Here is a 13,892-nt window from a genome sequence, read left to right on the forward strand (position 1 = left end):
CTAAAAGTTTATATTATTTTCTTACAATTTTAGTGTGCTTATCGATGGAAGCTAATGCGCAGGATTATGAATTAATTTGGAATGATGAGTTTGATTATCGTGGTAAGCCCGATAAAAACAAATGGACACATGAAACCGGTTTTATTCGTAATCTTGAGGAACAATATTATACCAAAAGAAAGAAGAATGCCATTGTTAAAAATGATGTTCTAAAAATCATTGCCAGAAAAGAAGGATATCGAAACAAGAAATACGATCCCGATATTCAGAACTATCGTTATAATACAGAAAAAGCGCATTACACCTCGGCAAGCTTACACACCCATAAAAAATTCGATCTAAATTTCGGTAAAATTGAAGTCCGCGCTAAACTTCCACAGGGAAAAGGCGTTTGGCCGGCCATCTGGATGTTAGGGGCTAATTTTCACGATATCGAATGGCCTTATAGCGGTGAAATTGATATTCTTGAATTTGTGGGCAAAGATCCTTATAATATCCATGCTACCGTTCATTATCCGCATGGTAAAGGATCCAAAATTAAAAGTGAAGGCGGGCAGTTAAAATTAGAGACTGCTCCTAGTGAGGATTTTCATGTTTACGGGATGAACTGGGATTCAGAAAAAATTGAATTCTCTTTTGATGATTACGTGTATTACACTTTCAACATCGATCAGGCAGATACCGAAAATAATCCTTTTAAAAAGCCATTTTTCTTAATTATTAATCTGGCTCTTGGTGGAAAATGGGCTGGGGAAATTGACGATTCCATTTTTCCGCAGGAATATCTAATCGATTATGTACGGGTATATAAAAAAGCAGGTCTGTAAGCCGGATTCTGTTCACCCTGAAATACATCAGGATGCCCTTGTCATTTATCTTAGAACATTGTTACCAAAGTCCTTTAGCTGCCTACCCTCCAACGACAAACGAGCAATTTGATAATGTTGGTTTACATGGCATTGCACCGCATAGAGTTTACCTGATTTCACTACAGCATTACCTGTACATTCTTTCTGTTGCACTTGTCCTGGCCTCACGACCGGTGGGCGTTACCCACTATGCTGCTCTATGGTGTCCGGACTTTCCTCTAAGCCACAAATATGAACTTAGCGATAGGGCCGACCTGCTTGGCTGCAAATGTATTTAAATTAAGTTGAAAGTTTAGAGTAAAAGTTCATGAGTTTACAGTTAGCAGTCGCGTTTGTTAAATTTAAAATATCTCGAAAAATCAACAATCTGAGCAAAAAGCCAAGAAAATCATTTTCAAATTAATACATTTTAAAATTCTCCAGCCCTTGGTCTATCATCTATGCCCTAATAACGAAACAATGTAAACTCAGAAAAGCTATTTGTAATTAACCATTAGCTTTCAGCTATCATCACATTATCAAATTTCAACATGCCACTCATAAAGTTGATGATTTGTTTATAAATACTAGTACATATTTTCGGAGTTAAGCAGGCTATTTTTATATTTGTCGTTCAAACTTGTTAGATGGAGCATTTTGTAGTTTCGGCACGTAAATACAGGCCACAAACCTTTAAAGATGTGGTTGGGCAACAGGCCATTACCAATACATTGGCTAATGCTATCGCTCATAACCATCTGGCGCAGGCGCTTTTATTTACCGGCCCTCGTGGCGTGGGAAAAACAACTTGTGCCCGTATTTTAGCCAAAATGATTAATCAGGACGGTACTGAAAGTCCAGATGAAGATTTTGCTTTTAATATTTTTGAGCTCGATGCCGCCTCTAACAACTCGGTTGACGATATTCGTAACCTTATCGATCAGGTAAGAATACCACCGCAGGTAGGAACTTATAAAGTGTATATTATCGACGAGGTTCACATGTTATCCACCTCGGCCTTTAATGCATTTCTAAAAACCTTAGAAGAGCCGCCTAAACATGCGATTTTTATCCTTGCTACGACCGAGAAACATAAGATTATCCCTACTATTCTTTCTCGTTGCCAGATCTTTGATTTTAAAAGAATTACGGTAACCGATGCTAAAGACTACTTAAAATATATTGCCGAGCAGGAAGGGGTGAATGCTGATGAAGATGCGCTGCAAATCATTGCTCAAAAAGCCGATGGCGCGATGCGTGATGCGCTTTCTATTTACGATCGTGTAGTAAGTTTTAGTGGAAAAGATTTAACCAGACAGGCTGTTACGGAGAACCTGAATGTGTTAGATTATGACACCTACATGCAGGTAACAGATCTGTTGTTAGATAATAACATTCCGCAATTACTGGTACTATTTAATGATATCCTATCTAATGGATTTGACGGGCATCATTTTATTGCCGGTCTGGCTTCGCATTTTAGGGATTTATTAGTTTGTAAAGATCAGCGGACGATCCAGCTTTTAGAAGTAGGTGAACAAACAAAAGCCAGATATTTTGAGCAATCACAAAAAACGTCTCAGCAATTTTTGCTTCAGGCTATCGATCTGGCCAATGAATGTGATTTAAAATATAAAAGCAGCCGAAATCAACGACTCTTAGTAGAACTCTGCTTAATGCAAATTGCCTCTGTCACTTTCGACGGAGAAAAAAAAAACAGCAGTCCTAAAATAGTTCCCGCTTCTCATTTTGAACAACCTGCAAAATCGATCTCAAAAGAGGAAAAATCGATTATCAGGAATAACGAATATGGGCAAAATGATACCGCCCCCAAAGAAGCACAACAACCTTCAGTTGAAAATCGCACAGAAAATGATACCTGTGCCCCTGAAGCCACACCAGCCAGTCAGGAATATTTTAGTAATGAAGTTCCCAATACTTCCGAAGAAAAAGAAGAAAAAACTGAAGAAGAACAGGAAACAACTAAAATTCAACCTCCAAATAGCGAATTATCGAAACCTGCTACTGATACCGAAGTAAAAAGAGAACGCGTATCTGGACTTTCACTTGCAAGTATTCGAAAGAAAAAAGAACTTGAGGCCCAGGTTAAAGATAAAGCTCCGGAGCGTGAAACGGTAATGACCGGAAAATTTACCGAAACACAATTACAGGCGGCTTGGGACGATTATGTACATAAACTGAAGAAACGCGGCGAAAAAATCCTGGCTTCTATTTTAGAGACAGATCTTCCTACCTTAAAGAACGAGAACGAAATTCATATAGAATTACCGGCAGAATCCATGAAAATCGATCTGGAAAGAGGTCAACACAAATTAATGGGGTTTCTGAAAACCAGATTGAAAAACACGACTATTTCGCTGGTTATTGATGTGAATGAGAGTACGGCGAAAAAATTTGTATTTACACCAATAGAAAAATACAATAAGCTAAAAGAGAAAAATCCGCTTTTGGATAAATTACGAACAACTTTTGATTTAGACGTATAATTATGCTTGGTTTAAAACTTCCTACCGATCCCAGATGGGCCGATATCGCAAATAAAAATATTGAAGAAATTTTAATCGATCATGCATGGTGTGAGCAAAAGGCAGCATCAACCGCTATTTCTTTAATTGTAAATTATCCTGAATATCCCGAGCTTGTTACTGCCATGATTGCCTTATCCCGTGAAGAAATGGGTCATTTTAAAATGGTACACGATAAAATTTTAGAGCGTAACATCCAGATGGGATGGGATCGTAAGGACGAATATGTTGTTCAGCTTTTGAAGTTTTTCCCAAAAGGCGGCAGCCGAAAAACGCAGCTCATCCATAGATTATTGATCGCAGGCTTAATCGAAGCCAGAAGTTGCGAGCGTTTTAGATTATTAAGCGAAAAACTTGAAGACAAGGAACTGGCCGAATTTTATAAAAATTTAATGATAAGTGAAGCCAATCACTACACCATGTTTTTAAAGTTTGCCAGAAAATATGGTGATCGCGAAGTGGTTGACAAAAAATGGAACGATCTTTTAGAATTTGAAGGTAAGATGATTCAGGGATTAGGAACTAAAGAAACCATTCACGGATAAATTAAAAAAAAGCCGTCTAAAAATATCCAAAGAAGTCATTCTGAACCTGCCTGTCAGCGGATAGTTTCATTTCAGAATCTCATCATACTGATTCAAAAATCTATATGAGAACCCGAAACAATTCCGACAGCTATCGAAACAGATTGACGAAAATGAAATTTTAGACAGTCTTTTCAGAAAATTATAAATCACTATTATTCAGAATGATATAAGGATTTTATAATTCCATCGGCCAAACCAATTTTAGGCACATAGATTTGGTGTGCTCTAGCCCATCTCATAGAATTCAGATAAATTCTAGATGCCGGAATAATTACATCTGCACGGTCATTCTTTAAGTCTAACTCAGTAATCCTTTCTTCGTAATTATAGCTATTAAGCAATTCGTCGTACTTTTTAAGATAAGTAAGGCTTAAAGGCTTGCCTTCTTTTTTACCGCTGGTTTTAAAAATATTATTAATATTCCCACCCGATCCTATAAGGCTAATATCCTGATATCCTTTAGTGGTTTCTCGCACCCAGGATTCCATTTCTCGCCAGGTTTTATTTTCTACTAAATCATTTAGTAAACGTACCGTCCCTACTTTAAAAGATCTTGAAGCTATAGATTTTCCGTTACTGTAAAGTGTATATTCTGTACTTCCACCACCAACATCTACATACAGATAATTATGATCGCCCTGGATTAAGGCATGCAAATCTGTCGCTGCGATAATTGCAGCTTCGTGTGATCCATCAATGATTTCGATTTCGATACCTGTTTTATTTTTAATGATCTGGGTAACGGCTTCACTATTTTTAGCTTCACGCATCGCTGATGTTGCACAGGCTTTATATTTTTCTACTCCATGTGCTTTCATTAACAAGCTAAAAGCTTGCATGGCATCTACCATACGATCCTGATTATTTTCAGAGATATTTTGCTTTAAAAAAACATCTGCTCCCAATCTTATAGGCACGCGCACTAAAGATGTTTTTCTAAAGATGGCTTCCATTCCTTCTTTTTCAGTAATTGTAGAGACCAATAACCTAATGGCATTAGAACCTATATCTATTGCTGCTAATTTCTTTTGTACTATCACTCCTTATAATTTTGGTTTTTATTTAAGTAATAATCGTAAAGTGCTTCCTGAGAGCGGACTCTAGGCTTCGTTTTTTTACGATAAGCATTGTTTTGCTTTTCTGAAAAAATACGAGCTTTTACATTATCACTCCAACTAATTTCAAAGCCATCGATTACTTCCTGTTTTATATCTTTATCGTAAATAGGGCAGGCAATTTCTACACGATTATCAAGATTTCTAGACATTAAATCGGCCGAAGAAATATATACTCTTGGATTACCTGCATTCTCGAAAATATACACTCTTGGGTGCTCTAAAAATTTATCGACAACGCTAATGGCTTCAATATTCTCGCTCATACCGGGTACTCCTGGAATTAAACAGTTAATCCCTCTAACGATTAATTTGATCTTAAGCCCAGCCCTGCTAGCCTGGTATAGTTTATCGATCATGGGGTAATCTGATAGACTGTTTAACTTTAGCTTAATCCCAGCGGGTTTCCCTTCAAGCTGATTATCGATTTCCTTTTGAATAAGCTTTGTTAAAACCGTTCTGGTATAATGTGGGGAGACAATTAAATGCCTGTATTTACTTACTTTATAATTGGTTTCAAAAAAGTCGAAAACCTTATTCACTTCTTTTAAGATCTCCTGATTAGCGGTAAAAAGGGTATAATCGGTATAAATTTTTGAAGTTGATTCATTAAAATTCCCCGTGCTTATAAAGCCGTATTTCTTTAATTTCCCATTGTTTTCTTCACGCTCGATTACACAGGTTTTACAATGCACTTTTAATCCAGGCACCCCAAAAATAAGCTTAACCCCTTCGCGCTGCATTTGCTCAGCATACTTTATGTTTGCTGCCTCATCAAAACGCGCTCTTAATTCTATCTGAACTAAAACCTTCTTCCCATTTTTAACGGCATTAATTAAAGAACTGGCGATGTGCGATATTTTAGCCAGGCGATAAATCGTAATTTTAATCGTTTTTACTTTTGGATCTAAAGCAGCCTCTCGTAAAAACTTCACCACATAAGAGAAACTTTGATAAGGTGCATAAAGCATGTGGTCTTTTTTACCCGTACCCTGTATTAAACTTGCTTGCAACGCAAGGCCGGGAATAGGAAGGGCTTCTTTGGTATCGTAAAGCAATTCTTTGCTTCCTAATCTAGGGAATCCCATGTAATCCCGACGGTTATGGTAACGTCCACCGGGAATAATACTATCGGCATGATCTATTCCCATTTTATTCATAAGGTAATTAAGTGTGGCCTTATCAATATTTTTATCGTAAACAAAACGAACAGGATCCCCTTTAATTCTATCTTTTACGCTTTCAGAAATTTTTTCTATAAAACTCTTACTAAGATCACTGTCAATATCTAATTCGGCATCCCTTGTAATCTTGATCATGTGTGCCGAAATAGTTTCATATTCAAAAATATTTAAAATACTATTAAGATTATACCGAATTAAATCGTCTAGAATAATAATATATTTTTTATCATCATCAGATGGCAACATCACAAATCGCTCTATGCTTCGCGGAATTTCGATAAGAACATACTTACGCTCATGCACAGAACTTTTCATCAATTTCGAAATTTTCCCTGCCGGTTTGGGAGGTTTCATTTCCATTGTTACAGCCAGATAAGCGGCACTATCTTTTAAACTTGGTAATTCTTCTAAATCGTTAAGTACAATAGTCACCAACGCCGGACTTACTTGAGAAAGAAAATAATCTTTTACAAATTTCTGCTGCGATTCAGAGACTTCTTTTTCATTAATCACACAAATACCATGTTCCTCACGGAGCCGTTGTTGGATCTTCTCTAAAATCTTTAAACTTTCAGACTGTTGCTTTATCACTACTTTAGTAATATCTTCTAAAAGCTTACTGGCTTTCATACCACCCAACGCGCTTTTTCCTGCTTTTCCGGCAAGATCAATACGTTTTACAGTGGCATAGCGTACTTTAAAAAATTCGTCTAAATTATTACTGAAAATCCCTAAAAATCGGAGTCTTTCTATTAATGGTACGGTTTCATCTTCGGCTTCCTGTAAAACACGGGTATTAAATTGAAGCCAACTCAATTCTCGATTGATGTACTTATTTTCCTGCATGCTTAACGTAAATTCTTTGGAAAAAGGGTTAGTAAGGTTTTACCTGATGATATAGAATCCCAACTATGGTCTTCAAATTCTATAACGCACAGGCCGGTTGTTGGAATATTATCAAATTTGCGATCTCCCATGTGGTTTACCAAACTGGTAATCCCGGGATTATGCGAAAAAACAACTAGCGTTTCTATGGAATTTGGAGCTGAACGAATTATCTTTTTTAACTCCCCACTACTAAAAGTATATAATGATTTTTTTATCTGGAAATCTTCGTCCTTAATCCCTAATTTTTTCTTGAATATTTTCGCTGTTTTTTTAGCACGTACAGCATGACTACTCCAAAATAGCGTAGCATCTTCATTTATATTTTGCCTGAAAAATGTTTCAAAAACGCCTAAAACCACTTTTGCATCTTTAAAAGCCCTCTTTTTTAGAGGTCTTTCATCATCTGGCAAATTGTGTTTCCAGGAAGATTTTCCATGTCTCACTATAACTAACCGTTTCATCATTAAGGGGCTAAACGTTTATTATTCCATTTAGCATCTTCTTTAATGTAAGCAATACGATCGTGTAATCTGTTTTTGCGTCCCTGCCAAAACTCTATTGCAAACGGCTTTACAATATAACCGCCCCAATATTCTGGTTTAGGCACTTCCTGACCTTCATATTTATGTTCTACTTCAGCTAAGTTATTTTCTAATACTTCTCTGGAAGCAATTTCAGAACTTTGTGGTGATGCCCATGCACCTAATTGGCTACCACGTGGGCGAGAATGATAATATTCTGTCGCGGTTTCTTCATCTACTTTTTCTACAACTCCCTGTATAATCACCTGTCGCTCTGTAGAAGGCCAAAAAAATGATAAACAAACATTAGGGTTTAAGGCTATGGCTTTTCCTTTTTCAGAATTAAAATTGGTATAAAAAATAAAACCATCAGCATCGTAGGATTTTAAAAGTACTACTCTCGATTTTGGAAAACCGTCCAGACCAATCGTAGCAATCGTCATCGCATTTACCTCTCCTGCCCCGCCTGCGATTTCGGTCTCATTAAACCATTGTTCAAATAATTGGAATGGATTATCAGAAATACTGCTTTCTAACAATTCATCTTTTTCATAAGATTGTCTATAATCCTGAAGATTCCTGCTCATTGCTTTATGTTTTTAACTTTCCTAAAAAGGTATTTTTTTTACTAAAATCAACCTAAATCTTAGATCGATTTTACTCAATATTTATAGAAGCCGTAGGCTCTATTTGTTTACTGCAATTTACAAGTTTTAAAAATAAGGTCGAAAAAAATTGCCCCTGTTTATAGCGATTTTCGAGAAAATTTTAAAGTATTTTTGATTTGCTGAAATGAAGTTGGTATTCTAAAAAAGCAGTAACAATCCTACCAATCTTCAATTTGGAGAATGCATAGAATAAATTACAATCAATCCTAACTTAAAATCCCATCTAAAGCAAGATTCTTCAGCAAAAACCAGAGTGATGCATGCGAAAAGCTTTTTGATAATTTCTGGGACATCCCAAGAACTAGAGACCTATAAATTAAAACTTCAATTAGGCATTAAAACTCAAAACTCTTACCATCTTCGGCCAGTGAAACATTAGGAAAAACCTCTTCGGCCTCCTTTTCAAATAGCTCAATATCAGGATATCTTGTAGAGTAATGCCCTAAAATTAATTGTTTTACGTTAGCTTTTTTGGCAATGGTTGCAGCCTGTTTTGCGGTGCTGTGCTTGGTAGGTTCGGTTAATTTAAGCTGCTCCTCTAAAAAAGTAGATTCGTGGTACAACACATCGATATTGGATAATTGCGGAATAATATTTTCAGAAAAAACAGTATCACTACAAAAAGCATAACTTTTAGGCGCGTCTCCAGGTTCTGTTACCAGTTCGTTTTTTATAAGCTCGCCTTCTTCAGAAACTACATCTTTTCCTTTTTTAAGGCTTTTAAACAATGTCACATCTATATTATACTTTTTGGCTTCTTCCACTAACAATTTACGATCACCTTGTTTCTCCCTAAATAAAAATCCATTAGTGTACACCCGGTGTTTAAGCGGAATGGTTTCTACGGAAAGTTTATTGTTTTCGTAAACTATTTCTGGTTCTGTTGAAGTCAATTCGTGAAAATACAACGGATATGGTGTCCAGGCATTGGATAGTTTAAGCTGAAGCAAAATCACTTCTTTTATTCCTTTTGGTCCATAAACATGAAGTTCTTTCTCCCGGTTTAACAGCATAAAAGTAGAGATAAGCCCTATTAAACCATAAAAATGATCGCCGTGCAAATGCGAAATAAAAATATGCTCGATTTTACCGAATTTAATCTTATTTTTTCGAAGCTGAACTTGTGTACCTTCCCCGCAATCGATTAAAAACATCTGATTTTGCATTGTTAAAACCTGGGAGGTGGGATTGGTTAAAGAACGTGGAGTGGCTGCGTAACAACCTAATATATCAAGCTTCATTAAAATCGATTTTAAAAAGAAATAGATGTTATTTTAGGAAGAATTCAAAAACCAAGCTCTCGCTCTAATTCTTCCATCTGGATCACATCTTCGGCTTCTCTTAAAGTAGGCACTACAAATAATTCTTCAGGGATTTTATCTATATTAATAGCATCATTGGCAATTACAAAAGATTTTTTGTTAGCACGATGTACGGTAGAAAGCTCTAAAAACCCCAATAACTCTTCTAACTCCAGTTCACCGTATTTTAAAATGTCCACCACCACGTTTTCATTTTCAAACTGGTGATGATTAGTGGTAAGCCTAGATGTGAAATCGGTTATAGAATCCTTATCATCTGTAATTAAAAGATAGTTTTCTTTCTTTTCAATTTTCATTAGCCTCTTTTTGTAAGATAAAGTACTAATTTAAAAAATAAAATCTATTGCTTAATTTTTGAGGCCAATAAATATATCGCCGCCATTCGTATGGCCACACCATTTTGAACCTGATCTAATATAATTGCCTGATCACTATCGGCAACATCGCTGGTAATTTCTACCCCTCGATTAATTGGACCCGGGTGCATCACAATAATTTCTTTGTTCAGGCTATTGAGTATTTTCTTAGTTAGGCCAAATTGCTGTGTATATTCTCTGGTAGAGGGAAAATAACTAATATCCATTCTTTCATTTTGCACCCTAAGCATATTGGCAACATCACACCATTCTAATGCTTTTATAAGATTGGTCTCTACCTCTACCCCTAAAGAATCTATATATTTAGGAATAAGCGTTTTTGGCCCACAAACTTTTACGTTTGCTCCCTGTAATTTCAAAGCAAAAATGTTAGACAGTGCCACGCGACTATGCAAAATATCCCCTACAATCACCACATTTTTACCGGCCAACTCGCCTAAACGTTCGCGTATAGAATACGAGTCGAGCAGGGCTTGTGTTGGATGCTCGTGCGCTCCATCCCCTGCATTTACAATACTTGCTTTTACATGCTTAGAAAGAAAAATTCCTGCTCCCGGATTGGGGTGCCGCATCACCACCATATCCACTTTCATCGATAAGATGTTATTTACGGTATCGATAAGCGTTTCTCCTTTTTTTACTGAAGAAGAAGCTGCAGAAAAATTAATGGTATCTGCACTTAATCGCTTTTCGGCAAGCTCAAAAGAAAGACGGGTTCTTGTACTATTTTCGAAAAATAAGTTGGCTATGGTAATATCACGTAACGAAGGAACTTTTTTAATAGGTCGGTTAATAACTTCTTTAAAATGATCGGCAGTATTAAAAATTAGGTCAATATCCGATTTTTGCAGGTACTTAATCCCAAGTAAGTGGTTAACACTTAATTCGCTCATTACGCTAGTTATTTTGAAATAAGGTAAACAATATCTTCGCCTTCATTTTCCTTCCAGTTTACTTTTACTTTTTCCTCGTTTATGGCGTCTACCTGCCTGCCATTATAATCTGGCTGAATAGGTAAATGCCTGCTAAAACGACGATCGATAAAACTTAACAATTCAATTTCTTTTGGTCTTCCAAAAGACTGGATTGCAGTTAGGGCTGCTCTTATACTTCTACCGGTATATAAAACATCATCGATAAATACCACGCGCTTATCTTCTACCACAAAATCGATCCTGGTTTTATTGGCTTCTAAAGGTTTATCACTTCTACGGAAGTCATCCCGATAAAAAGTAATGTCCAATTGGCCGGTTTTAAGATCTTTTAAATGATATTCCTTTTCCAAAATTTCCTGAAGTCTATTTAGTAAAAATATACCTCTTGGCTGTATACCGATAAGAACAGTATTAGAAAAGTCAGAATGATTTTCTACAAGCTGGCAAGCCAGTCGTTGCAAAATTATTTGTACTTCTTTAGCGGTAAGTAGCACTTTTTGACTCATATACTGGGTTGAAATGAAGGTTCGGAATGCAAAAATAAGGTATTTTTTGATTCTTCTAATCAAATAAGATCATAGATTTTCTCAAAAAAATAAATTATTAAAGGGCTTTTAGTCTCTAAATTTAAATTTTGAGGGCTAAAAAATACAGGAATCATAATAATAATTTACAAACGAATATTCTATTGACTATCAAATAAATATAAACTACCTTTAAAACAAAAAGAGCCCTAAAGATTACTTAACATACCATACTTTTATTTCATTTTTTCTAAAAATTAATTTAACCCAAACATAAATTCTAAAAACAATCAAAAATGAAATTAATTTACAATGGTGGAAACCGAAGACTTTCCCGAGTTGTTAAACGTGCCAATGAAATATTATTAAGTAGTTTTTATTACATCGAAATAGAAAAATATCTTCAACAAAATTATGATGAAGAGACCTCATCTATTTTTATCAAAGAACTTCGATCTTTGAATAAAAGAGTTAGTATTAAAGGTTTTTGGAACCCTATTCGTCGTGAACCTTTAAAATCAAAAAACGATTACATTTTAATTAATACGGCACATCTTAGCAAATCACATAGAACGCTTTTAGCGCAGCTGATTGCAGAATATCTTTTAATTCTCAATCAAAGCGAGCAATTATCTCGCATAATACCTTTTACTGATGAAACCAACATACCGGCAAATTTTGGATCGATTGCCAAAAACTTTATGTGATCTAAAATTTAATAGTCTTAAAAGAAGAATTCATCAAAACAAAATCACTGTAAAACAGCAACTCAAAATAATGAATAACAAGTTCTCTCTCTTATAATGATGAATCTTTTAAGTTATAAAAATCATAAGATCGAATTTGGACAGTTTTTACTGTCCTTTTTTATTTAGTTTTGACCTTGAAGAAAAATTAATGATTATGACAGAGGACGATAAAAAATTTATGCGAAGGGCTATAGAACTAGCCGAAGAAGGTATGAATACCGGTGCTGGCGGACCTTTTGGAGCAGTCGTGGTTAAAGATGGAGAAATTATCGCTGAAGGATGGAATATAGTAACTTCCAGTAACGACCCTACAGCCCATGCCGAAATAACCGCCATTAGAAGAGCCTGCGAAAATTTAAATGCATTTCAGTTAGAAGATTGTGTACTTTATACCAGTTGTGAGCCTTGCCCTATGTGTTTAGGTGCTATCTATTGGGCTCGTCCTAAAAAAGTCTTTTATGCCTTAAACCATAGCGATGCTGCTAAAATTGGTTTCGACGATCAGTTTATTTATGAAGAACTGGATAAAGACATCGAAAATAGAAAAGTTCCTTTTGAAAATATTCTTAGAGAAGAAGGATTACCCGTTTTTGAAAAGTGGGACAAAAAAGAAAACCGAATCGATTATTAAGATTCGGTTTTTTTATGTTTACATTTCAATTTTTTAAATATGCTTCTTTTCTTTCAAATTTTGCCAAACCCTAATACTCCGTCTAATTTCTTCATCTAAGCGTTCCCTCTCTAAAGCTGTTTTAGGCGTATGAGTAGGCACCAACTCCGGTATAACTACTTCAATCATAATTGGCCCCTCAAAGCCTATTTCCTCTAATACAGCATGATGTTTTACAAAATCTACCTGTCCCCTTCCAATTCCAGATCTATTGGAATCTGAAATATGATAACTAAATAATAGCCCTTTAGCTTTTCTTAAAGCTTCTATAGGGTCGGGTTCTTCAATATGCATGTGAAAACTATCCAATACTAATCCAAAATTGCGATGCCCCACAGCCTTTATTAATTCCATACCCTTTTCTGCTGTATGGATCATGGAAGATTCGTATCGATTAACACATTCGTAAGCGATCTTTACTTTTTTTAACTGTGCATAAGCATCAAGTGTTTTACAACAATGTACCAGCATTTCCCAACAATCATTGGCAGTATTGCAATTAATTGTCCATTTTGGTAATCCCTGAAGGCTTACCCAGGGCGCTTTAACCTGTACTGCAAAATCAATTACATCTTTGTAGAATGCTACAGCAGTTTCAATATTTGCCTGCTGTGGCTCTGGTGGCTCACAATTAAAGGGATCTATCGCGAAAATTTCAAGATTAAAAAGATCTGCGGCATCTCTAACTTCTTTAGCATCATATTGACGGCAATCACCACTAAGCTGTACGCCATCCAGCCCCAGTGATTTTACTTTTTCCATCAATTTATTTATATCTGATATTCCCAGGATCCAGGAACAAATACCCAACTTACCCATTTTATTATTTTTTTATACTGAACTCGTTTAAACTTTTTCCTTTTTGAAGGGTTTGAACTTTTTCAAGGCTAATACAATAAAAGCAAGATAGTTAAACCCTGTCCAGCTTGCCACGGTAGTATCAAACCTGTTTAGTAAC

13 protein-coding genes, 1 other RNA gene and 2 pseudogenes are annotated in these 13,892 nt (G+C 35.8%); 5 read left to right on the top strand and 11 right to left on the bottom strand.

The features are described from left to right. Positions 1–44: 44 nt before the first annotated feature. Positions 45–749, top strand: a pseudogene (locus L1967_RS09680) (glycoside hydrolase family 16 protein); the annotation flags it as partial. Between the two features lie 59 nt (positions 750–808). On the opposite strand, the gene rnpB reads toward L1967_RS09680, so the two are convergent. Further along, positions 809–1,130, bottom strand: an RNA gene (gene rnpB / locus L1967_RS09685) — RNase P RNA component class A. A gap of 365 nt (positions 1,131–1,495) precedes the next feature. On the opposite strand from rnpB, the gene L1967_RS09690 reads away from it, so the two are divergent. Then, the gene (locus L1967_RS09690; RefSeq protein ID WP_249601461.1) at positions 1,496–3,355 is read left to right on the top strand and encodes a DNA polymerase III subunit gamma/tau; all 1,860 of its coding nucleotides are present in this window, start codon (positions 1,496–1,498) and stop codon (positions 3,353–3,355) included. Positions 3,356–3,357: 2 nt separating this feature from the next. Further along, the gene (locus L1967_RS09695) at positions 3,358–3,939 is read left to right on the top strand and encodes a MiaE family protein (RefSeq protein ID WP_249601462.1); all 582 of its coding nucleotides are present in this window, start codon (positions 3,358–3,360) and stop codon (positions 3,937–3,939) included. Positions 3,940–4,133: 194 nt separating this feature from the next. On the opposite strand, the gene L1967_RS09700 is transcribed toward L1967_RS09695, so the two are convergent. The 8 genes from L1967_RS09700 to pyrR all read right to left on the bottom strand — a co-directional run bounded on the left by L1967_RS09700 (position 4,134) and on the right by pyrR (position 11,497). Further along, positions 4,134–5,021: a Ppx/GppA phosphatase family protein gene (locus L1967_RS09700; protein ID WP_249601463.1), complete on the bottom strand. Its 888-nt coding sequence runs from the start codon at positions 5,019–5,021 to the stop codon at positions 4,134–4,136. Next, entirely contained in the window at positions 5,018–7,126 is a 2,109-nt protein-coding gene (gene ppk1, locus L1967_RS09705; protein ID WP_249601464.1) for a polyphosphate kinase 1, read from the bottom strand. The genes L1967_RS09700 and ppk1 overlap by 4 nt, the downstream gene beginning before the upstream one ends. A gap of 2 nt (positions 7,127–7,128) precedes the next feature. After that, positions 7,129–7,632 (bottom strand): SixA phosphatase family protein, encoded by a 504-nt coding sequence (locus L1967_RS09710; protein ID WP_249601465.1) that lies wholly within the window; start codon positions 7,630–7,632, stop codon positions 7,129–7,131. Then, positions 7,632–8,276, bottom strand: a complete 645-nt coding sequence (gene pdxH, locus L1967_RS09715; protein ID WP_249601466.1) for a pyridoxamine 5'-phosphate oxidase — start codon at positions 8,274–8,276, stop codon at positions 7,632–7,634. The genes L1967_RS09710 and pdxH overlap by 1 nt, the downstream gene beginning before the upstream one ends. A gap of 416 nt (positions 8,277–8,692) precedes the next feature. Beyond that, positions 8,693–9,598, bottom strand: a complete 906-nt coding sequence (locus tag L1967_RS09720; RefSeq protein WP_249601467.1) for a ribonuclease Z — start codon at positions 9,596–9,598, stop codon at positions 8,693–8,695. A gap of 44 nt (positions 9,599–9,642) precedes the next feature. Continuing rightward, a complete protein-coding gene (locus L1967_RS09725; RefSeq protein ID WP_249601468.1) occupies positions 9,643–9,975 on the bottom strand; it encodes a ribonuclease Z in 333 nt (110 codons plus the stop codon). Positions 9,976–10,019: 44 nt separating this feature from the next. Further along, entirely contained in the window at positions 10,020–10,949 is a 930-nt protein-coding gene (locus L1967_RS09730) for an aspartate carbamoyltransferase catalytic subunit (RefSeq protein ID WP_249601469.1), read from the bottom strand. 8 nt (positions 10,950–10,957) lie between these two features. Then, a complete protein-coding gene (gene pyrR / locus L1967_RS09735) occupies positions 10,958–11,497 on the bottom strand; it encodes a bifunctional pyr operon transcriptional regulator/uracil phosphoribosyltransferase PyrR (protein ID WP_249601470.1) in 540 nt (179 codons plus the stop codon). A 314-nt stretch (positions 11,498–11,811) separates the two neighbouring features. On the opposite strand from pyrR, the gene L1967_RS09740 reads away from it, so the two are divergent. Together L1967_RS09740 and L1967_RS09745 are read left to right on the top strand one after the other, a co-directional pair. Further along, positions 11,812–12,222, top strand: a complete 411-nt coding sequence (locus tag L1967_RS09740) for a hypothetical protein (RefSeq protein WP_249601471.1) — start codon at positions 11,812–11,814, stop codon at positions 12,220–12,222. 196 nt (positions 12,223–12,418) lie between these two features. Further along, complete coding sequence (locus L1967_RS09745; protein ID WP_249601472.1) at positions 12,419–12,895, top strand: nucleoside deaminase; 477 nt, start codon at positions 12,419–12,421, stop codon at positions 12,893–12,895. A gap of 33 nt (positions 12,896–12,928) precedes the next feature. Here the strand turns inward: L1967_RS09745 and L1967_RS09750 are convergent, their stop codons facing one another. Next, positions 12,929–13,753 carry a sugar phosphate isomerase/epimerase family protein gene (locus L1967_RS09750; RefSeq protein WP_249601473.1) on the bottom strand — a complete coding sequence of 275 codons (825 nt, stop codon included), beginning with the start codon at positions 13,751–13,753 and terminating at the stop codon, positions 12,929–12,931. Positions 13,754–13,780: 27 nt separating this feature from the next. Beyond that, positions 13,781–13,892 (bottom strand): annotated as a pseudogene (locus L1967_RS09755) (IS5 family transposase); the annotation flags it as partial.

Origin of the sequence: Zunongwangia pacifica, from assembly GCF_023499215.1 — a bacterium.
GTDB classification, from domain to species: domain Bacteria; phylum Bacteroidota; class Bacteroidia; order Flavobacteriales; family Flavobacteriaceae; genus Zunongwangia; species Zunongwangia pacifica.